Origin of the sequence: Micromonospora sp. WMMC273, assembly GCF_027460285.1 — a bacterium.
Lineage (GTDB): Bacteria > Actinomycetota > Actinomycetes > Mycobacteriales > Micromonosporaceae > Micromonospora > Micromonospora aurantiaca.
Genome location: NZ_JAPZBE010000001.1, coordinates 1,887,846 through 1,908,190, shown reverse-complemented (window position 1 = coordinate 1,908,190; position 20,345 = coordinate 1,887,846). Strand labels below are relative to the sequence as shown.

The window sequence follows — 20,345 nt, the reverse complement described above, 5'->3', positions numbered from 1 at the left end:
GAGATCCACATCGCCGCCAACCTCATGATCGGCGCGTGAAGGCGCGGTGTCACTCGCCGGCCCGCAGGGCTGCGTGCAGGTCCTGCAGGGGGCGGACCTTCAGGTCGCCTCGGATGCGGGCCTCGATGCCCATTACCGCGGCGGCGGCGCCGGGAACCGTGGTGACGCACGGGATGTCCACGCTCACCGCCGCGCTGCGGATCTCGTACCCGTCGGAACGGGCGCTCGCCCCGGAGCCCTGCGGCGTGTTCACCACCAGCGCCACGTCCCCGCCGAGGATCAGCGACACCGCGTCCGCGCCCTCACCCGACTCGTAGTGCTTACGGATCTGCTCGCAGGCGATGCCGTGCCGGCGCAGCACCTCGGCCGTGCCGGTGGTGGCCACGATCTCGAAGCCCAGGTCGGCCAGGCGCTTGATCGGGAAGATCATGCCGCGCTTGTCCCGGTTGGCGACCGAGACGAAGATCTTCCCGGCGGTGGGCAGCGACCCGTACGCGGCGGCCTGCGACTTGGCGAACGCCTGCCCGAAGCCGGTGTCGATGCCCATCACCTCGCCGGTGGACTTCATCTCCGGGCCGAGCAGCACGTCGATGCCCTTGCCCGAAGGGGTGCGGAACCGCTTGAACGGCAGCACCGCCTCCTTGACCGCGATCGGCGCGTCGGCCGGCATGGTGCCGCCGTCGCCGGTGGGCGGCAGCATCCCCTCGGCGCGCAGCTGCGCGACGGTGGCGCCGAGCGCGATCCGGGCCGCCGCCTTCGCCAGCGGCACCGCGGTGGCCTTCGAGACGAACGGTACGGTCCGGGAGGCGCGCGGGTTGGCCTCCAGCACGTAGAGCATGTCGCCCTGCAGCGCGTACTGGACGTTGAGCAGGCCGCGCACACCGATGCCGCGGGCGATCTGCTCGGTGTAGTGCCGCACCTGGGCCAGGTGCGAGCCGGCCAGGGTGATCGGCGGCAGCGCGCAGGACGAGTCGCCGGAGTGGATGCCGGCCTCCTCGATGTGCTCCATCACGCCGCCCAGGTAGACGTCGCCGTCGGCGTCCACGAGCGCGTCCACGTCGATCTCGATGGCGTCGTCCAGGAACCGGTCCACCAGCACCGGGCGGTCCGGCGAGATGGCGGTGGCGCGGCCGATGTAGTCGCGCAGCGTGGCGTCGTCGTACACGATCTCCATGCCGCGCCCGCCGAGCACGTACGAGGGGCGGACCAGCACCGGGTACCCGATCTCGTCGGCGATCGCCTTCGCCTCGTCGTACGAGGTGGCCATGCCGTGCGCGGGCGCGCGCAGCCCGGCCCGGGCCAGCACCGCGCCGAACGCGCCGCGCTCCTCGGCCAGATGGATCGACTCCGGGGAGGTGCCGACGATCGGCACGCCGGCGTTCTTGAGCCGCTGCGCCAGGCCCAGCGGAGTCTGCCCGCCGAGCTGCACGATCACCCCGATGACGCCGGGGCCGCCCGCCTCCTTGCCGGAGGAGTCCTCGGCGTGCCAGACCTCCAGCACGTCCTCGAACGTCAGCGGCTCGAAGTAGAGCCGGTCGGCGGTGTCGTAGTCGGTGGAGACGGTCTCCGGGTTGCAGTTGACCATGACGGTCTCGTAGTCCACGGCCCGGAGGGCCTGGACGGCGTGCACACACGAGTAGTCGAACTCGATGCCCTGACCGATCCGGTTCGGCCCGGAGCCCAGGATGAGCACCTTCGGCCGCGCCGAGGGCGCCACCTCGGTCTCCGAGTCGTACGTCGAGTAGTGGTACGGCGTGGTCGCCTCGAACTCGGCCGCGCAGGTGTCCACCGTCTTGTAGACCGGCCGGACGCCGAGCCGGTGCCGCAGCGTCCGGACGCCGTCCTCGGCGGCCAGCTCGGGACGCAGCGCGGCGAGCTGCCGGTCGGACAGGCCGGCCCGCTTGGCGCGGCGCAGCAGTGCGGCGTCGAGCACCGGCGCGTCCACGATCTCGGCGCGCAGCTCGACCAGCGAGGCGATCTGGTCCAGGAACCACGGGTCCATGCCGCCGGACGCCTCGGACACCTCGGCGATCGACGCGCCGAGGCGCAGCGCCCGCTCGACCGTGTAGAGCCGGCCGTCGTGCGGCGTGCGCAGCGCGGCGAGGGTGTTCTCCTTCGTGGCGCCGTCCGGGTCCGGAGTGGTCCAGAAACCCGATGCTTTGGTCTCCATCGAGCGCATCGCCTTGTTCAGCGCCTCGGTGAAGTTGCGGCCCAGGCTCATCGCCTCGCCCACCGACTTCATCGTGGTGGTCAGCTCCGGGTCGGCGCCGGGGAACTTCTCGAACGCGAACCGGGGGATCTTCACCACCACGTAGTCGAGCGTCGGCTCGAACGCCGCGGGCGTCTTCAGCGTGATGTCGTTGGGGATCTCGTCGAGCGTGTAGCCGATGGCGAGCTTCGCGGCGATCTTCGCGATCGGGAAGCCGGTGGCCTTCGACGCCAGCGCCGAGGAACGCGACACCCGCGGGTTCATCTCGATCACGACGATCCGGCCGTCGGCCGGGTTCACCGCGAACTGGATGTTGCAGCCGCCGGTGTCCACACCGACCTCGCGCAGCACCGCGATGCCGAGGTCACGAAGCCGCTGGTACTCCCGGTCGGTGAGCGTCATCGACGGGGCGACGGTGACGCTGTCGCCGGTGTGCACGCCCATCGGGTCGACGTTCTCGATCGAGCAGACCACCACCACGTTGTCGTGGCGGTCGCGCATCAGTTCGAGCTCGTACTCCTTCCAGCCGAGCACGCTCTCCTCGATGAGCACCTCGTGCACCGGGCTGGCCGCCAGGCCGGACCCGGCGATGCGCTCCAAATCCTCGTCGGTGTGCGCCATGCCGGACCCGAGGCCGCCCATCGTGAACGACGGCCGGATGACCACCGGCAGGCCCAGGTCGGCGACCGTCTCGCGGACCTCGTCCATCGAGTGGCAGACCCGCGACCGCGGCACCAGCGCCGACGGATCGTCCAGGCCCAGCCGTACGCCGGCCTTCGCGACGATCTCCTTGAACAGCTGGCGGTCCTCGCCCCGGTTGATCGCCTCGATGTTCGCGCCGATCAGCTCGACACCGTACTTCTCCAGCACGCCCGCCTCGTGCAGGGCGACAGCGGTGTTCAGCGCGGTCTGCCCGCCGAGCGTCGGCAGCAGCGCGTCGGGGCGCTCCTTGGCGATGACCAGCTCGACGAACTCCGGGGTGATCGGCTCGACGTACGTGGCGTCGGCGAACTCCGGGTCCGTCATGATCGTCGCCGGGTTCGAGTTGACCAGGCTGACCCGGATCCCCTCGCTGCGCAGCACCCGGCAGGCCTGGGTGCCGGAGTAGTCGAACTCGCAGGCCTGTCCGATCACGATCGGCCCGGAGCCGATCACCAGGACGTGCTTGAGGTCGGTCCGCTTAGGCATTCTTGCGCCCCTCGATCAGCTCTGCGAAACGGTCGAAGAGGTAGTCCGCGTCGTGCGGGCCGGCCGCCGCCTCGGGGTGGTACTGGACGGTGAAGGCGGGCACGTCCACGGCCCGCAGCCCCTCGACCACGTTGTCATTGAGGCAGACGTGTGACACCTGGACACCGCCGAACTCGGTCTGGATCACCTGATCCGGCACCACCGCGCCGTCCCCGGCACCCGGCACCTGCACCGCGAAGCCGTGGTTGTGGCTTGTCACCTCGACCTTGCCGGTGGCCCGGTCGAGCACCGGCTGGTTGATGCCGCGGTGGCCGTACCCCAGCTTGTAGGTGCCGAAGCCGAGCGCCCGGCCGAGGATCTGGCTGCCGAAGCAGATGCCGAACAGCGGGATCCGCCGGGTCAGCACCTCCCGGGCCAGCGCCACCGGGCCGTCGGCGGTCGCCGGGTCGCCCGGGCCGGGCGAGAAGAAGACAGCGTCCGCGCCGGTGGCGAGCAGGTCCTCGATGGTCGACCCGGCGGGCAGCACGTGGGTGGTGACGCCGCGGGCGGCGAGCCGGCGCGGCACGTTGCGCTTGATGCCCAGGTCCACCGCGGCCACCGTGAACCGGTGCTCGCCCTGCGCCTGCACGACGTACGGCTTGGCGGTGGTCACCTCGTCGGACAGGTTCGCGCCGACCATCTGCGGCGAGCGGCGCACCCGCTCCAGCAGCGCGGCCGGGTCGTCCTCGACGCTGGAGATGCCGACGCGCATCGCGCCGCGCTCGCGCAGGTGCCGGGTCAGCGCCCGGGTGTCCACGCCGCTGATGCCGACGACGCCCTCCGCGGCGAGCCGGTCCTCCAGGCCGCCGCCGGCCCGCCAGTTGGAGCTGATCCGGGCCGGGTCGCGCACCACGTACCCGGCCACCCAGATCCGGTCGGACTCGTCGTCCTCGCCGTTGACGCCGGTGTTGCCGATGTGCGGCGCGGTCTGCACCACCACCTGCCTGTGGTACGACGGGTCGGTGAGCGTCTCCTGGTAGCCGGTCATGCCGGTGTTGAAGACCGCCTCGCCGAAGGTCTCCCCGACGCTGCCGTACGCCTCGCCGTGGAACGTGCGCCCGTCCTCGAGGACGAGAATCGCCGATCTACGCTTCACCATGCTGCGCCCCCTTCGATCCGGACTGCGGGACTCCGCTCCGCTACGTTCCTCGCTCGGATCACTTGACAGCCTTTCCGTCCAGGACCGTCGGCTCGCCGCGCAGGAAGGTCGCCACGATGCGACCCGGCAGCGTCATGCGTGCGTACGGGGTGTTGCGACTGCGACTGGCCAGCTCCGCCGGTTCGATGACGCGCCGGGCGGCCGGGTCGACAAGGGTCAGGTTGGCCGGTACGCCGGGCGCCGGGTCGAGGCCGTGCCCGGCCAGCCCGGCGATCCGGGCCGGCGTGCGGGACATCCGCTCGGCGATCAGGTCCCAGCGGGGGCCGAACACGTCGAGCGCGATCGACAGCGCCGTCTCCAGGCCGAGCATGCCCGGCCGGGCGTACGCCCACTCGCACTCCTTGTCCTCCACGGCGTGCGGCGCGTGGTCGGTGGCGATGATGTCGATCACGCCCTCGGCCAGCGCCTCCCGCAGCGCGGCGATGTCGGCGGCGGTGCGCAGCGGCGGGTTGACCTTGAAGACCGGGTCGTAGCTCTCCGCCTTGGCATCGGTGAGCAGCAGGTGGTGCGGCGTCACCTCGGCGGTGACCCGTACCCCGCGCGCCTTGGCCTGGCGCAGCACCTCGACGCTGCCGGCGGTGGAGACGTGGCAGACGTGCAGGCGGCTGCCGACGTGCTCGGCGAGCAGCACGTCGCGGGCGATGATCGCCTCCTCGGCGACGGCCGGCCAGCCGGTCAGGCCGAGGCGGGTGGACACCTCGCCCTCGTGCATCTGCGCGCCCTCGGTGAGCCGGGGCTCCTCGGCGTGCTGGGCGATCACGCCGTCGAACGCCTTGACGTACTCCAGCGCCCGGCGCATCAGCCGCGGGTCGGACACGCAGTGCCCGTCGTCGGAGAAGATCCGCACCTCGGCGGCCGAGTCGGCCATCGCGCCCAGTTCGGCCAGGCGCTCGCCGGCCAGCCCGACGGTGACCGCGCCGATCGGCTGCACGTCGACCAGGCCGGCCTCCCGGCCGAGCCGCCAGACCTGCTCGACCACGCCCGCGGTGTCGGCGACCGGCGAGGTGTTCGCCATCGCGCACACCGCCGTGTAGCCGCCGAGCGCCGCCGCCCGGGAGCCGGACTCGACGGTCTCGGCGTCCTCCCGGCCGGGCTCGCGCAGGTGGGTGTGCAGGTCGACCAGGCCGGGCAGCGCGACCAGGCCGGTCGCGTCGACGACCGTGGCGTCGCCCGCGGCGAGCCCGCGGCCCGTACCGGCCACCACGCCGTCGCGGATGAGCAGGTCGGTCGGCTCGCCGCCGACGATGCTGACGCTTCTGATGAGGTACGCGGTCACCGGTTGTTCCCTCCGAGCAGCAGGTAGAGCACGGCCATCCGCACGGAGACCCCGTTGGCGACCTGTTCGACGATGGTGGAGCGGGGCGAGTCGGCCACCTCGGGCGTGATCTCCATGCCCCGGTTCATCGGGCCGGGGTGCATGACGATCGCGTGTTCGGGCAGCCGGCGCATGCGCGGCCCATCGAGCCCGTAGCGACGGGCGTACTCGCGGGCCGACGGGAAGTAGGAGTCACCCATCCGCTCGCGCTGCACCCGCAGCATCATCACCACGTCCACACCTGGGAGAACGGTGTCGAGGTCGTAACAGACGTCGGTGCCGGGGGCCAGGGCGGCGGCGATGTCGACCGGGATGAGCGTGGGCGGGCCGACCAGGGTGACCTTCGCGCCGAGCGTGGACAGCAGCAGCACGTTCGAGCGGGCCACCCGGGAGTGCAGCACGTCGCCGACGATCGCCACGTGCAGGCCGTCGAGCCGGCCCAGCCGGGACCGCATCGTGTACGCGTCGAGCAGCGCCTGGGTGGGGTGCTCGTGGGTGCCGTCACCGGCGTTCACGACCGACCCGTCCACCCACTCGGCGAGCCGGTGCGGGGCGCCGGAGGCGGGGTGCCGGACGACCACCGCGTCCGCGCCCATCGCCTGGAGCGTGAGCGCGGTGTCCTTCAGGCTCTCCCCCTTGGCCACGCTGGAGCCCTTGGCGGAGAAGTTGATCACGTCGGCGCTGAGCCGCTTGGCGGCCGCCTCGAACGAGATCCGGGTCCGGGTGGAGTCCTCGTAGAAGAGGTTGACCACGGTGCGCCCGCGCAGCGCGGGGAGCTTCTTGACCTCGCGCCCGGCCACCGTCGCCATCTCCGCGGCGGTGTCCAGGACCAGGGTGGCGGTGTCGGCGTCCAGGTCGGCGCCGGAGAGCAGGTGCCGGATCATGCGGGTGTACCCCCGTACAACTTGACCTCGTCCGTGCCGTCGGTCTCGGCGAGGGTGACCTTGACGTTCTCGGCCAGCGCGGTGGGGATGTTCTTGCCGACGTAGTCGGCGCGGATCGGCAGCTGGCGGTGGCCGCGGTCGACCAGGACTGCGAGCTGCACGGACGCCGGGCGGCCGACGTCGCTGAGCGCGTCCAGCGCGGCCCGCACGGTGCGGCCGGAGAACAGCACGTCGTCGACGAGGATCACCCGCTTGCCGTCGATCCCGCCGGGTGGCAGGTCGGTCGGGCCGACCGCGCGGGTGGCGTGCCGGCGCAGGTCGTCGCGGTAGAGCGTGATGTCGAGCACGCCGACCGGGACGGTGACGTCCTCGAAGGTGCTGATCCGGGCGGCGAGGCGGTGGGCCAGCGGCACGCCCCGGGTGGGGATGCCCAGCAGCACGGTGCCGGCGGCGCCCTGGGTCTTCTCCAGGATCTGGTGGGCGATGCGGTCGACCACCCGCGACACGTCCGCTGCGGCGAGGATCACCTTCACCGAGGGTTGTCGCGGCGGCGACGAGTGGGCAGCCGGTGGGTAGGCCACGGCGGACCTCCTTCCCCGCCTCACGGGACGGGTCGTTAAAGGACGTCTGTTCTGCTCCGGCAGGCCCGCGCGGGGCCCGGACCGGGGCTTCACGCCACGTTACCAGCGGTCACCGGGCCACCCGCCGCCGGTCCTGACCTGCTGGTCAGCCCGGCGAAATGGGGACAAGCCACACGTGGGTGCCGGACCTCGTGCACGGCAACACTTGACCACTTGTCGCAATCCCCGTACCGTCACGCTCCGTAGCGATAGCTCGGAGAACCCGAACAGCACTGGGAGTGTCCGAATGCCCTCTGAATACGCCAAGTCGCTGGGCGCCCGCCTGCGCTCCATCCGCCAGCAGCAGGGCCTGTCCCTGCAGGGGGTGGAGGAGAAGTCGAACGGGCGGTGGAAGGCCGTGGTGGTCGGCTCGTACGAGCGCGGCGACCGCGCCGTCACCGTGTCCCGCCTGGCGGAGCTGGCCGACTTCTACCGCGTTCCCGTCTCGGAGCTGCTGCCCGACGGCAGCGGGGTGCGTCACGAGCCCACCAGCAAGATCGTGCTGGACCTGGAGCGGCTCTACGACGAGGCCTCCGAGGACCTCGCGTACGTGGCCCGCTACGCGCGCGCCATCCAGCAGCAGCGCGGCGACTACAACGGCCGGGTGCTCTCGATCCGCGCCGACGACCTGCGCGCCCTCGCGATCGTCTACGACGCCTCGCCGTCGGGCCTGATCGAGCGGCTGACCGAGCACGGCGTGCTGGTCGCCGACCCGCGGGCGTTCTTCGCGTCCTGACACCCCGTACGACAGGAAGGGCCCGTGCCTACCGGCACGGGCCCTTCGTCGTCGCGGCGCGTCAGCGCGTGGCGTACTCGGCGATCCGGCCGAGGATGCCGTTGAGGAAGCGGGGCGAGTCGTCTGTCGACATCTGCCGGGCCAGCTCCACGGCCTCGCTGATCGCCACCGCGTCGTCGATCTCGTCGACGTAGAGCAGCTCGTACACGGCGATCCGGGCCAGGTTGCGGTCGACCACCGGCATGCGCTCCAGCGTCCACCCCTCGGCGTAGCTGGCGATCGTCTCGTCGATCCGGTCGAGGTGCGCCGCCACGCCCTCGACCAGCCCGACCGCGTAGCCGAGGTGGTCGGGGCGCGGCTGCTCGATCCGTTCCAGGTAACCGGCGAGCACCTCGACCGGCGGGCGGTCCCGCAGGTCGGCCTCGAAGAGCACATCCAGCGCCCGCTTGCGCGCCTTGCGGCGCGCCGGCATCTGCTGCTTGGGGCCCTCGGCCATCAGGCTCGGCCGAGGTAACGGCCGTCGCGGGTGTCGACCTTGATCTTCTCACCGGTGGTGATGAACAGCGGCACCTGCACTGTGGCGCCGGTCTCGACGGTGGCCGGCTTGTTGCCGCCGGTCGACCGGTCGCCCTGCAGGCCCGGCTCGGTGTAGGTGACCTCGAGCACGACCGAGGTCGGCAGCTCGATGTACAGCGGCACGCTCTCGTGGGTGGCGACGGTCGCCTCGGCCTCGGGGAGGAGGTAGTTGGCGGCCTCGCCGACGGTGCCGCCGGGGACGGTGATCTGGTCGAACGTCTCCAGATCCATGAAGACGTAGTCCTCGCCGTCGGCGTACAGGTACTGCATGGTGCGCTTGTCCACGGTCGCGGTCTCGACCTTGGTGCCCGCGTTGAAGGTCTTGTCGACCACCTTGCCGGACAGCACGTTCTTCAGCGTGGTGCGCACGAAGGCACCACCCTTACCGGGCTTGACGTGCTGGAACTCGACGACGGCCCACAGCTCGCCGTCCAGGTTGAGTACCAGGCCGTTCTTCAGGTCGTTGGTGGTGGCCATTTCCTGCCTTGATCATCAATTGGCGGACAGACCGTCCAAGTCTACTCGCTCTGTCGAATCGGACTCGCGCCACGGAACGGACCGGCTCAGGCTCCTGCGGCGAGCCGGGCGGCCAGGTGGTGCAGCGCCAGCCGGTAGCCGTCCACACCCAGGCCGCAGATCACGCCGGTGGCCACCGCGGAGACCACCGAGTGGTGCCGGAACTCCTCCCGGGCGTGGATGTTGGAGATGTGCACCTCGACCAGCGGGCCGCGCAGCATGGCGCAGGCGTCCCGCACCGCGACCGAGTAGTGCGACCAGGCGGCCGGGTTCAGCACCACCGCCGCCGCCTCGTCGGCCGCCTCGTGCAGCCAGGCCAGCATCTCGTGCTCGGCGTCGGTCTGCCGGACCTCCACGTCCAGGCCCAGCTCCCGGCCGTGCCGCTCACAGTCGGCCACGAGCTGGGCGTAGCTGGTCACCCCGTACACGTCGACCTGGCGGGTGCCGAGGCGGCCCAGGTTCGGTCCGTTGAGCACGTACACCCTCACGAGCTGATCTCCGCGTACGCGGCGGCGAGCAGGTCGTCCGGCGGCGCCTCCAGGATCGCCGGGCGGGCGAGCCCGTCGAGCACCACGAACCGCAACCGGCTGCCCCGGGCCTTCTTGTCCACCCGCATCGCGGCGAGCAGCTCCGGCCAGGCGTCGGCCCGGTAGCCGGTGGGCAGGTCGAGCGCGGTCAGCACCCGGCGGTGCCGCTCGGCGTCGGCCGCGTCGAGGCGACCGGCGAGCCGGGCCAGCGTGGCGGCGTAGACCAGGCCGACCGCGACCGCGTGGCCGTGCCGCCAGCGGTAGCCCTCCACCTTCTCGATCGCGTGCGCCAGGGTGTGCCCGTAGTTGAGCACCTCGCGTACCCCGGACTCGCGCAGGTCTCCGGCGACCACGTCGGCCTTCACGCGGACCGCGCGCTCGACCAGTTCCCGCAGCACCGGCCCGGCCGGGTCCAGCGCGGCGGCCGGATCCCGCTCGACCAGGTCGAGGATGACCGGGTCGGCGATGAACCCGCACTTGACCACCTCGGCCATCCCGGCGGCCAGGTCCGCCGGGGGCAGGCTGTCCAGCGTCGCCAGGTCGGCCAGCACGCCGGCCGGCGGGTGGAACGCGCCGACCAGGTTCTTGCCGGCGGCGGTGTTGATGCCGGTCTTGCCGCCCACGGCGGCGTCGACCATGCCGAGCAGCGACGTGGCGACCGGCACCCAGCGCACGCCGCGCAGCCAGGTCGCCGCGACGAAGCCGGCCAGGTCGGTGACCGCGCCGCCGCCCACCCCGACCACCGCGTCGGTACGGGTGAACCCGGCGTCACCGAGCCGGTCCCAGCAGGCCGCCGCCACGTCGACGTGCTTGCCCGCCTCGGCGTCGGGCACCTCGATCAGCAGCGGCGTCACGCCGCCCTCGCGAACCGCGTCGGCGAGCCGGTCGGCGAGCGCCTTGAGCGGCGGCGCGTGCAGGAAGGCCACCCGCTCGGCGCCCGGCAGCAGCCGGGGCGGCGGGTCCAGCAGGTCACGTCCCACGAGCACGTCGTACGGCCGCTCGCCGCCGACCGGAATCCGGGTCACCTCGTCCATCGCGGGCAGCCTAGTCCAGCGCGCCGCCCTCGCGCGGCCGTTGTCCACCGGCTGGGTGTTTGCCCGGCCGCACCGCGGGTAGGGCGGCCGGAATGAGCGAGACGACGGCACACGCAACCCGACCGGAATCCGCGACGAGCATCCGGCTGCCCGCCACGATCCTCGGCGTCGGGCTCGGTGGCTTCGTCGACGGCATCGTCCTGCACCAGGTCCTCCAGTGGCACCACATGCTCAGCAGCACCGGCAGCGACCGGGTCGGCGTACGCGAGTACCCGGTGGACACCGTGCCCGGGTTGCAGATGAACACGCTCTGGGACGGCCTGTTCCACGTGGTCACCTGGGTGGCGGTGCTGACCGGCCTGGCCCTGCTCTACTCCCGGGTGACCAGCTCCCGGGGCCGGCTGTGGCGCTCGCCGATGCTGTGGGGCTGGGCGCTGATCGGCTGGGGCCTGTTCAACCTGGTCGAAGGCGTCATCGACCACCACCTGCTCGGCATCCACCACGTACGCGGCGGCCCGAACCAGCTCTGGTGGGACCTCGGGTTCCTGGCCCTCGGCGTGGTGCTGATCGCAGTCGGCTGGGCGATCCAGCGCCGGGCCCGCGCAGTGGACCTCTGCGCGCCGGAGCGCCGGTGAGCCTGGCCCACGCCGGGCACGCCGACGGCGGCTTCCCGGCGACCGCGCTGGTCCCGGCGGCGCTGTTCTGGGCGTACCTGGCCGCCGCGCTGCGGCTGCGCGACCCGGGCGGGCCGGGCTGGCCGCACGCCCGCATGGCGAGCTTCGGGCTGGGCGCGCTGCTGCTGGTGACCGGGCTGCTCTGGCCGGCCGGCGACTTCGTCGGGCACATGTGGCAGCACCTGCTGATCGGCATGCTCGCGCCGCTGGCGCTGGTGCTCGGCGCCCCGGTCACGCTGCTGCTGCGCACGCTGGACCGGCGTACCGGCCGGGCCCTGGTCCACCTGCTGCGGCACCCGGTCGCGCGGGTCCTCGGCCACCCGGTGACCGGCCTGGTGCTCACCGCGGGCGGGCTGTGGCTGCTCTACCTCACCCCGCTGTACCGGGCCACCCTCGACAACCCGGCCCTGCACACGCTGGTGAACGCGCACTTCCTGCTCAGCGGCTGCCTGTTCGCCTGGTCGATCGCCGGTCCCGATCCCGGACCGCACCGCCCACGCGTACCGGTCCGGCTCGTGGTGATCGGGTTCGGGGTGGCCGCGCACGCCACCATCGCTCAGCTGCTCTACGCCGGGCTGTTCGTCGACGTGCCGGCCACCGCCGCCGAGCTGCGGGCCGGGGCCACGCTCATGTACTACCTGGGCGACCTGGCCGAGATCGCGCTGGCGCTGGCGTTGCTCGCCACCTGGCGGCCCGAACCGGCCAAGCGCCGCCGCCGCGCGGCCGGGACCGTCGCCGCAAACGCCTGACCGGCCGGACCTGGCCGACGCGCCTTCTCACCCGCCCACGAAGTTCCACCCACCGACGTCATGCGCGCCGGCTGGAACGCCACGGGTGCCAAGAGGCCGAGGAGACACCCACCACGTTCCACCCACCACGGCATCAGCCGACGAGTGGAACACCACGGGTGTCATAACGCCCCGGAGACACCCACGGCGTTCCACCGAGGGCGGGAGCCAGGCGCGGCGGGGCGGGTGTCAGGGCTTGAGCAGCGCGGCGATCTCCGCGGCCAGCTCCTGCGGCGTACGCCCGTCGGTGACCACGGTCGCGGTCGCCACCTCGGCGTAGAGCGGGCGGCGCTGGTCCAGCAGGTGCTTGAGCGTGGCGCGCGGGTTCAGCGCGAGCAGCGGCCGGCCGGCACCCAGACCGACCCGCTTGAGCGCGTCCGGCAGCTCCACCGACAGGTGCACCACCGTGTGGCCGATCAGCGCGGCCCGGTTCTCCTCGGCCAGGACCGCGCCGCCGCCGAGCGCAAGCACGCCCGCGTGCGACGCGAGCGCCGCCGCCACGGCGGCCCGTTCGAGGGTACGGAAGTGCTCCTCCCCCTCGTCCACGAAGATCTCCGGGATCGGCTTGCCGGCGAGGTCCTCGATGTCGGCGTCGGTGTCCCGGAAGCCGACGCCGAGCGCCTCGGCGAGCGCCGTGCCGACTGTGGTCTTGCCGGAGCCGGGTGCCCCGACCAGCACGCAGACCGGCCGGGTGCTCATTTGATCACCAGGCTGTCGAGGTAACCGGTCAGGTTGCGGCGCATCTCGGCGACCGAGTCGCCGCCGAACTTCTCCACCGCCGCCTCGGCCAGCACCAGCGCGACCATCGCCTCGGCCACCACGGCCGCCGCCGGCACCGCGCACACGTCGGAACGCTGGTTGATCGCGGTGGCCGGCTCGCCGGTGGTCACGTCGATGGTGGCGAGCGCCCGGTTCAGCGACGAGATCGGCTTCATGGCCGCCTTCACCCGCAGCGGCTCACCCGTGGTGATGCCGCCCTCCAGGCCACCGGCCCGGTCGGTGATCCGCCGCACGCCGGTGGCGGTGGGCACGATCTCGTCGTGCGCCTCCGAACCGCGCGAGCGGGCCTGCTGCCAGCCGTCGCCGATCTCCACGCCCTTGATCGCCTGGATCGACATGAGCGCGGTGGCGAGGCGGGCGTCGAGCTTCCGGTCCCACTGGACGTGGCTGCCCAGGCCCGGCGGCACCCCGTACGCGAGCACCTCGACCACGCCACCGAGCGTGTCGGCGGCCTTCTTCGCGGCGTCGACCTCGGCGACCATCCGGGCGCTGGCCTCGGCGTCAAGGCAGCGCAGCGGGTCGGCGTCGATGCGCGCGGCGTCCTCCGGCGTGGGGCGCAGGCCCGGCTTGACCGCCACCGGACCCAGCTCGACCACGTGCGAGACGATCTCGACGCCGAGCGCCTGACGCACGAGCGCCTTGGCGACGGTGCCCACCGCGACCCGGGCGGCGGTCTCCCGGGCGCTGGCGCGCTCCAGGATCGGCCGGGCGTCGGTGTGCCCGTACTTCTGCATGCCAGCCAGGTCGGCATGGCCCGGCCGGGGCCGGGTCAGCGGCGCGTTGCGGGCCTGGTTCGCCAGTTCCTCCGGGTCGACCGGGTCGGCGGCCATCACGGTGCGCCACTTGGGCCACTCGGAGTTGCCGACCCGGATCGCCACCGGGCTGCCGAGCGTCACCCCGTGCCGGAGCCCGCCGATGATCTCGATCTCGTCCTGCTCGAACGACATCCGGGCGCCCCGGCCGTAGCCGAGCCGGCGCCGGGCCAGCTCGCCGGAGATCTCCCCGGTGGTCACCTCGATGCCGGCGGGTACGCCCTCCAGCATCGCGACGAGGGCGGGTCCGTGCGATTCACCTGCAGTCAGCCAGCGCAACACGACGGTCAGTGTGTCACGCCCGGTGGTCGCCGGCGTACGCCGCCCGCCGCATCCCGCCCTGCGGACGGGCCCGTCCGCGCACCGGTCACGCCGGTCCGGCGCCGACCCGTTCCCGTGCCAGGGCGTCGGCCATCGCGGCGCGCGGCGCGGGGACACCGGTGAACTGCTCGAACTGGCCGTACGCCTGGGCCAGCAGCAGATCCAGCCCGGAGACCACCCGGCACCCGGCGGCCAGCGCCGCCGCCGCGAGCGGCGTCGGCCACGGGTCGTAGACCACGTCGAAGAAGACCGACTCGGGCCGCCAGTCGAAGTTGTCGGCGAGCGGGTCGGCCACGCCCTTCGGCACCGTGGAGATCACCAGGTCGGCGCGGGCGTGCGCGGGCGCGCCGTCCCACTCGGCCCCGGCCAGCGGAACGCCGGCGGCCGCCGCGACCGGACGCAGCTCGTCGACCGCCTCCGGGCGGCGGGCCACCACAGTCACCTCGGCCGCCCCGATCCGGGCCGCCGCCGCGATGGCCGCCCGGGCGGTGCCACCCGCGCCGAGCACGGTGACCACCGCCCCGGCCACGCAGCCGGCGCCGGTGAGCACCTCGACCATGCCGGTGACGTCGGTGTTGTCCGCGTACCAGGTGCCGTCGGGCCGGCGTACCAGCGTGTTGGCGGCGCCGACGGCGGCGGCGACCGGCGAGACCTCGTCGGCCAGCGCGAGCGCCGCCTCCTTGCCCGGCATGGTCACCGACAGCCCGGCCCATTCCGGGCCGAGGCCCGCGACCAGGCCGGGCAGCTCGTCGGCGCCGGCTTCGATCCGGGTGTACGACCAGCCGGTCAGCCCGGCCGCCGCGTACCCGGCGGTGTGGATCACCGGGGAGAGCGAGTGGGCGATCGGCTTGCCGACCACCGCGGCGCGGCGGGGATCGGCCATCAGATGATCCCGGCCTCCTTGGCCTTCTGCTCGTTGCGCTTCTGCTCGGCGTAGGTCTCGGCGAACGCGGAGCGGCCGTCCTTGCTGATCGCCACGAAGTAGAGCCACTTGCCGTCCGGCGGGCTCAGCGCGCCCTCCAGCGCCTCCTTGCCGGGGTTGTTGATCGGCGAGGGGACCAGCCCGCGCAGCTTGCGGTTGTACGGGTTCTTCGGGTTGTCCAGCTCGGCGGCGGTCATGTCCTTGGATGCCTTGGTCTTCTGCCCGGTCAGCTCCAGGTAGTAGTTGACGGTGACGTCCATCTCCAGGCAGTTGCAGGGGAACTCGCCGTAGACCCGGTTGTACGCGACCCGGGCGACCTTGCCCAGGTCGACCTTGTTGCCGGCCTCGGCCTGCGCGAGCGAGGCGACGATCAGCGCCTCGTACGGGGTGATGCCGCCGCGTTCCTTCTGCACCTTCTCGGCGTACTGCATGCCGGAGGTGACGGTAAGGAAGTTGTCCACCATCAGCTTGAGGATCGTCTCGGCGGTGGCCTTCGGCGGGATCTCGTAGGTGTCCGGGAAGAGGAAGCCCTCGATCGACGGGTTGACCTTCTTGCCGTCGGAACGCTTGAACCACCAGTCCGGTACGCCGAGCGCCTCCGGGTCCTTCGCCGCGGCCTCGAAGTCCTTGACCGGGATGTCGGTCTTCTCGGAGAGCCGCTTGTAGACCGTCTTCGCGGTGAGGCCCTCGGGGATGGTGATCCCGTTGACGATCTTGTTCTTGAGGTCCAGCATCGCCGCGACCGCCGCGTCACCGCTCATCTGCTTGCGCAGCTTGTACGTGCCGGGCTGGATGTTCTTGCTGCGCGAGTTCTCCTCGGCGGCCTCGATGAACGCCTTGGTGCTCTTCACCACGTCGGCGGCGACGAGCGCGTCGGCCATGTCGGCGATCAACGCGCCCTGCTTGATCTCGACGGTCACCTCGCCGGTGCCGGAGCCGTCGTAGTCGGGTGTGACGAAGTAGTTCTGGACCCGGTCGAAGCCGTAGAACGCACCGCCGCCGATGCCGCCGAGCAGGACCAGCGCGAGGGCGAGGGCGAGCAGGGTCTTGCCCCGGCCGCCGCCGGACTTGCCCTGGCGTCGGCGCACCGCGCCGCGCCGGTGCCGGCCCTTCTCCCCCCTGTCCGGCTCGTCGAACCCCAGATCAAGATCGTCGATCATTGCGTCCGCCTCCGCTGTGCGTCCAGCCAGCTCTGCAGAATCTCCACCGCGGCGGCCTGGTCGACCACCGCTCGTTGGCGCTTTCCCCGGACGCCCCGTTCGGCCAGCCTACGACTCGCGACGACGGTAGACATCCTCTCGTCCGTCAGCGTCACCGGAATCGGCCTCATTACATCAGCCAATCGGCTGGCATATGCTGATACGTTCGCCGCCGCGGGGCCGTGCTTTCCGGCCAGGTTGACCGGCAGCCCGACCACGATCCCCACCGCCTCGTGCTCGGCGGCGAGCCGGACCAGCTCGGCCATGTCGCCGGGCACCGCGTCCGGTTCGGCGGTCAGGTCACGGGCCAGCGTCACCAAAGGCGTGGCCAGGATGCCGTGCGGATCACAGCGGGCCACCCCCACCCGGACCTGGCCGACGTCGACGCCCAGCCGGACGCCACGGGACAGCTCGGTCACGAGCGGACACCTCCCCGCCGGTACGGGCCAGGGCGGACCGGGTGGTCCGCCCTGGCGTCGATCGTTGCGCTCATGCCGTATCGCCGGGCATGCGCTCGCGGCCCTCGCTTCGCTCGGTGCGTTCGCTCATGCCGTGCCGGCGACCGCCCGCTCGACGGTGACCAGCAGGTTCGGCGCCTCCGTCGCGGGCAGGCCGCCGCCCTGGGCCAGGTCGTCGCTGCCGCCGCCGCGGCCGGAGAACGCCGCCTTGACCAGGTCCTTCGCGCTCAGGTTCCGCCCCCGGGCGGCCTGGTTGACGGCCACCACGAGCGACGCCTTGCCGTTGGCCCGGGCGGCCACCGCGACCACCGCCGGGCGGGCCGCGTCGATCCGGCCCCGGATCTCCTGGGCGAGGGTCCGCACGTCGTTCGCGGCCGCGCCCTCCGGCGCCTCGGTGCCGACGTACGCGACGCCGCGCACGTCCTTCGCCTGCGCCGCCAGGGCACCGGCCCCGCCGAGCACGAGCTGGGCGCGCAGCTTCTCCAGCTCCTTCTCCGCGTCGCGCAGCTGGGTGACGGTCTGCTCCACCCGGTCGGCCACCTGCTCGCCGGGCACCCGGAACAGCTCGGCCAGCCGGGACACCAGCAGGTGCTCACGGGCCAGGAAGCCGAACGCGTCCATGCCGACGAGCGCCTCGATGCGGCGGACGCCGGAACCCACAGACGCCTCGGAGAGGATCTTCACCAGGCCGAGCTGGGCGGAGCGGGCCACGTGCGTGCCACCACACAGCTCGCGGGCGTAGTCGCCGACCTCGACGACCCGGACCCGCTCGCCGTACTTCTCGCCGAACAGGGCCATCGCCCCGATCCGGCGGGCCTCCTCCTGGCTGGTGACGAACGCGTGCACCTCCAGGTCGGCCAGCAGCACCTCGTTGACCTGCTGCTCGACGTCGTGCAGCACGCTCGGCGCCACACCCGTCGGGGTGTTGAAGTCGAACCGCAGCCGGCCCGGCGCGTTGAGCGAACCCGCCTGGGTCGCCGACTCGCCGAGGAAGTTGCGCATCGTCTGGTGCACCAGGTGCGTGGCGGTGTGCGAGCGGGAGATCGCCCGGCGGCGGGACACGTCGATCTCGGCGTACCCGGTCTCCCCGGAGCGGACCTCGCCGCGCACCACCTTGGCCCGGTGCACGATCAGGCCGGGCACCGGCTGCTGCACGTCGAAGACCTCGACCTGGCCGCCGCCGACGGTGATGAGCCCCTGGTCGGGCTGCTGGCCGCCGCCCTCGGCGTAGAACGGGGTGGTGTCGAGCACCAGCTCGATCGTGTCGCCCTCGACCGCCGCGGAGATCGCGGCGCCGCCGGACAGCAGCGCGCGGACCCGTGACTCCCGGCTCAGCTCGGTGTAGCCGGTGAACTCCACCGGCCCGCCGCCGTCGAGCACCGACCGGTAGGCCGACACGTCGGTGTGCCCGGTCTTGCGCGCCTGCGCGTCGGCCTTGGCCCGGCTGCGCTGGTCGGCCATCAGCCGGCGGAAGCCCTCCGCGTCGACCTGCAGCCCCTGCTCGGCCGCGATCTCCAGGGTCAGGTCGATCGGGAAGCCGTACGTGTCGTGCAGCTGGAACGCCTTGTCACCGGAGAGCGCCGCCTTGCCGGCCGACTTGGTCTCGGCGATGGCGGTGTCCAGGATCGTGGTGCCGGCGCGCAGCGTGGCCAGGAACGCGTCCTCCTCGGCGTACGCGTACTGGGAGATCCGGCCGAAGTCCTCGGCCAGCTCCGGGTACGACGGCGCCATGCAGTCGCGGGCCACCGGCAGCAGCTCCGGCAGCGCCCGGTCCTGGTAGCCCAGCAGCCGCACCGCCCGGATCGCCCGGCGCATGATCCGCCGCAGCACGTAGCCCCGGCCCTCGTTCGACGGGGTCACCCCGTCGCCGATGAGCATCAGCGAGGTGCGCACGTGGTCGGCGATGACCCGGAGGCGCACGTCGTCCGGGTGCGACTCGTTGGCCGCGTGACCCGAGTGCACGCCGTAGCGCTTGCCGGTCAGCTCGGCCGCCCGGTCGAGGATCGGCTTGACCTCGTCGATCTCGTAGAGGTTGTCCACGCCCTGCAGCAGCGAGGCCATCCGCTCCAGGCCCATGCCGGTGTCGATGTTCTTCGCCGGCAGGTCACCGAGGATCGGGAAGTCCTCCTTGCCGGTGCCCGGGCCGCGCTCGAACTGCATGAAGACGAGGTTCCAGAACTCCAGGTAACGGTCCTCGTCGACCTCCGGACCGCCCTCGCGGCCGTAGGCCGGGCCGCGGTCGTAGTACAGCTCGGAGCAGGGGCCGCACGGGCCGGGGATGCCCATCGACCAGAAGTTGTCAGCCTTGCCGCGGCGCACGATCCGATCGGCCGGCACGCCGGTGGCACGCCAGATGTCGTACGCCTCGTCGTCGTCCAGGTAGACGGTGGCCCAGATCCGCTCCGGGTCCAGTCCGAAACCGCCCGCCTCGACCGACTTGGTGGCCAGGTCCCAGGCGAGCGGGATCGCCCCGGACTTGAAGTAGTCACCGAAGGAGAAGTTGCCGTTCATCTGGAAGAACGTGCCGTGCCGGCTGGTCTTGCCGACCTCGTCGATGTCAGGCGTCCGGATGCACTTCTGCACGCTCGTCGCCCGCGCGTACGGCGGGGTCTGCTGGCCCAGGAAGTAGGGCACGAACTGCACCATGCCCGCGTTGATGAACAGCAGGTTCGGGTCGCTGATGGCGGGCAGCGGAGCGGACGGAACCACGGTGTGCCCGTTCGCCTCGAAGTGGGCGAGGAACCGCCGCTTGATCTCCGCCGTCTTCATCGCTGGTGGTCCTCCGGGAAAATCTCTCGGTCGCCGATCCGCGGGTCCTCCCGCAGCTCGGCGAACTGGTCGTCGTACACCTCGCCGCGGGCGAAGGCCTCGTGGATCTCCTGCTCACGCTCGGCCATGCCGACCCGGACGTCGTCCACGAACGCCCGGAGCGACTCGACCAGACCGCCGGCGGACTCGGACAGCCCGCTGGCGATGCCGGCCGGGGTGTACGCCTGCGCGGTCCGGGTGGCCTTGCGCACCACCAGGACGCCCACGGCCAGCCCGATGCCCAGCCAGAACAACCGCCTCATGTTCTCATCCTTCCCGCGTACGCCGGTCGGGGTCAGCGGTTGCCGCGCTTGGCGGCGCGACGCTGCTGCTTGATGGTGTCGCGCACCTCGCGCTCGGTCTCGGCGTGCCGGCGGGCGGAGGCGGCCCGGCGCACGCCGTAGCCGAACGCGGCCACCTTGACCAGCGGGTTCGCGGCGGCGGCGGAGACCACGGTGGCCAGGTTCGCCACGTTCGCGGTGACGTTCTGCGCGTGGCTGGTCATGGTGTCCACCTTGGCGAGCTGGAGGTTCACCCCGTCCAGCGAGGTCTGCACCTGCTCCAGCGCCACGTTGACGTTCTTCACCGTGGTGTTCACGTCACCGAGCAGCGGCGCGGTGCGCTCGTTCACGTCGGTGATCATGCGGGTCGTCGCGTCCACGGTGTGCCGCAGCCGCAGGATCGGCACCGCCAGCACGAGCACCAGCATCAGGAACGCGCCGGCCGCGATCAGCGCAGCGATCTCTCCACCACTCACGCGAAAGTCCTCCTCAAGCAGTG

20 protein-coding genes are annotated in these 20,345 nt (G+C 72.2%); 3 read left to right on the top strand and 17 right to left on the bottom strand.

The genetic code is table 11. The features are described 5' to 3' along the window. Positions 1 to 49: 49 nt before the first annotated feature. From carB to pyrR, 5 genes are all read right to left on the bottom strand, one after another. Positions 50 to 3,397 carry a carbamoyl-phosphate synthase large subunit gene (carB, locus tag O7611_RS09085; protein WP_194802870.1) on the bottom strand — a complete coding sequence of 1,116 codons (3,348 nt, stop codon included), beginning with the start codon at positions 3,395 to 3,397 and terminating at the stop codon, positions 50 to 52. Then, positions 3,390 to 4,532, bottom strand: coding sequence for a glutamine-hydrolyzing carbamoyl-phosphate synthase small subunit (gene carA, locus O7611_RS09080; RefSeq protein WP_194802938.1), 1,143 nt, complete (start codon positions 4,530 to 4,532; stop codon positions 3,390 to 3,392). Before carA ends, carB begins: the two co-directional genes overlap by 8 nt. Before the next feature lie 61 nt (positions 4,533 to 4,593). After that, positions 4,594 to 5,871, bottom strand: coding sequence for a dihydroorotase (locus tag O7611_RS09075; RefSeq protein WP_194802871.1), 1,278 nt, complete (start codon positions 5,869 to 5,871; stop codon positions 4,594 to 4,596). Continuing rightward, complete coding sequence (locus tag O7611_RS09070; protein ID WP_194802872.1) at positions 5,868 to 6,794, bottom strand: aspartate carbamoyltransferase catalytic subunit; 927 nt, start codon at positions 6,792 to 6,794, stop codon at positions 5,868 to 5,870. Before O7611_RS09070 ends, O7611_RS09075 begins: the two co-directional genes overlap by 4 nt. Further along, positions 6,791 to 7,375, bottom strand: a complete 585-nt coding sequence (gene pyrR, locus O7611_RS09065) for a bifunctional pyr operon transcriptional regulator/uracil phosphoribosyltransferase PyrR (RefSeq protein WP_194802873.1) — start codon at positions 7,373 to 7,375, stop codon at positions 6,791 to 6,793. The genes O7611_RS09070 and pyrR overlap by 4 nt, the downstream gene beginning before the upstream one ends. 286 nt (positions 7,376 to 7,661) lie before the next feature. On the opposite strand from pyrR, the gene bldD reads away from it, so the two are divergent. Further along, positions 7,662 to 8,150: a transcriptional regulator BldD gene (gene bldD / locus O7611_RS09060; RefSeq protein ID WP_013285505.1), complete on the top strand. Its 489-nt coding sequence runs from the start codon at positions 7,662 to 7,664 to the stop codon at positions 8,148 to 8,150. Positions 8,151 to 8,211: 61 nt separating this feature from the next. On the opposite strand, the gene nusB is transcribed toward bldD, so the two are convergent. The 4 genes from nusB to aroB all read right to left on the bottom strand — a co-directional run bounded on the left by nusB (position 8,212) and on the right by aroB (position 10,803). Then, positions 8,212 to 8,622, bottom strand: coding sequence for a transcription antitermination factor NusB (gene nusB, locus O7611_RS09055; RefSeq protein WP_174361785.1), 411 nt, complete (start codon positions 8,620 to 8,622; stop codon positions 8,212 to 8,214). A 23-nt stretch (positions 8,623 to 8,645) separates the two neighbouring features. Next, entirely contained in the window at positions 8,646 to 9,203 is a 558-nt protein-coding gene (gene efp, locus O7611_RS09050) for an elongation factor P (protein ID WP_013285503.1), read from the bottom strand. An 86-nt stretch (positions 9,204 to 9,289) separates the two neighbouring features. Further along, positions 9,290 to 9,730 (bottom strand): type II 3-dehydroquinate dehydratase, encoded by a 441-nt coding sequence (gene aroQ, locus O7611_RS09045; RefSeq protein ID WP_194802874.1) that lies wholly within the window; start codon positions 9,728 to 9,730, stop codon positions 9,290 to 9,292. Beyond that, positions 9,727 to 10,803: a 3-dehydroquinate synthase gene (aroB, locus tag O7611_RS09040; protein WP_194802875.1), complete on the bottom strand. Its 1,077-nt coding sequence runs from the start codon at positions 10,801 to 10,803 to the stop codon at positions 9,727 to 9,729. The genes aroQ and aroB overlap by 4 nt, the downstream gene beginning before the upstream one ends. A gap of 92 nt (positions 10,804 to 10,895) precedes the next feature. On the opposite strand from aroB, the gene O7611_RS09035 reads away from it, so the two are divergent. Both O7611_RS09035 and O7611_RS09030 read left to right on the top strand, forming a co-directional pair. Next, positions 10,896 to 11,438, top strand: coding sequence for a DUF2243 domain-containing protein (locus tag O7611_RS09035; protein WP_194802876.1), 543 nt, complete (start codon positions 10,896 to 10,898; stop codon positions 11,436 to 11,438). Continuing rightward, complete coding sequence (locus O7611_RS09030; RefSeq protein ID WP_194802877.1) at positions 11,435 to 12,226, top strand: cytochrome c oxidase assembly protein; 792 nt, start codon at positions 11,435 to 11,437, stop codon at positions 12,224 to 12,226. The genes O7611_RS09035 and O7611_RS09030 overlap by 4 nt, the downstream gene beginning before the upstream one ends. A 228-nt stretch (positions 12,227 to 12,454) precedes the next feature. On the opposite strand, the gene O7611_RS09025 is transcribed toward O7611_RS09030, so the two are convergent. The 8 genes from O7611_RS09025 to O7611_RS08990 all read right to left on the bottom strand — a co-directional run bounded on the left by O7611_RS09025 (position 12,455) and on the right by O7611_RS08990 (position 20,322). Further along, on the bottom strand, positions 12,455 to 12,964 hold the full coding sequence (locus O7611_RS09025; RefSeq protein WP_194802878.1) for a shikimate kinase: 510 nt from the start codon (positions 12,962 to 12,964) through the stop codon (positions 12,455 to 12,457). Further along, positions 12,961 to 14,139, bottom strand: a complete 1,179-nt coding sequence (gene aroC, locus O7611_RS09020) for a chorismate synthase (RefSeq protein WP_194802879.1) — start codon at positions 14,137 to 14,139, stop codon at positions 12,961 to 12,963. The genes O7611_RS09025 and aroC overlap by 4 nt, the downstream gene beginning before the upstream one ends. An 85-nt stretch (positions 14,140 to 14,224) precedes the next feature. Further along, on the bottom strand, positions 14,225 to 15,061 hold the full coding sequence (locus O7611_RS09015; protein ID WP_194802880.1) for a shikimate dehydrogenase: 837 nt from the start codon (positions 15,059 to 15,061) through the stop codon (positions 14,225 to 14,227). Then, positions 15,061 to 16,260: an endolytic transglycosylase MltG gene (gene mltG / locus O7611_RS09010; protein ID WP_194802881.1), complete on the bottom strand. Its 1,200-nt coding sequence runs from the start codon at positions 16,258 to 16,260 to the stop codon at positions 15,061 to 15,063. The genes O7611_RS09015 and mltG overlap by 1 nt, the downstream gene beginning before the upstream one ends. After that, positions 16,257 to 16,718, bottom strand: coding sequence for a Holliday junction resolvase RuvX (ruvX, locus tag O7611_RS09005; RefSeq protein ID WP_194802882.1), 462 nt, complete (start codon positions 16,716 to 16,718; stop codon positions 16,257 to 16,259). Before ruvX ends, mltG begins: the two co-directional genes overlap by 4 nt. 126 nt (positions 16,719 to 16,844) lie before the next feature. Beyond that, positions 16,845 to 19,526: an alanine--tRNA ligase gene (gene alaS, locus O7611_RS09000; protein ID WP_194802883.1), complete on the bottom strand. Its 2,682-nt coding sequence runs from the start codon at positions 19,524 to 19,526 to the stop codon at positions 16,845 to 16,847. Beyond that, positions 19,523 to 19,828 carry a hypothetical protein gene (locus O7611_RS08995; protein WP_013285491.1) on the bottom strand — a complete coding sequence of 102 codons (306 nt, stop codon included), beginning with the start codon at positions 19,826 to 19,828 and terminating at the stop codon, positions 19,523 to 19,525. Before O7611_RS08995 ends, alaS begins: the two co-directional genes overlap by 4 nt. A 32-nt stretch (positions 19,829 to 19,860) precedes the next feature. Then, positions 19,861 to 20,322, bottom strand: a complete 462-nt coding sequence (locus O7611_RS08990) for a DUF948 domain-containing protein (protein ID WP_013285490.1) — start codon at positions 20,320 to 20,322, stop codon at positions 19,861 to 19,863. Between the last annotated feature and the right edge of the window lie 23 nt (positions 20,323 to 20,345).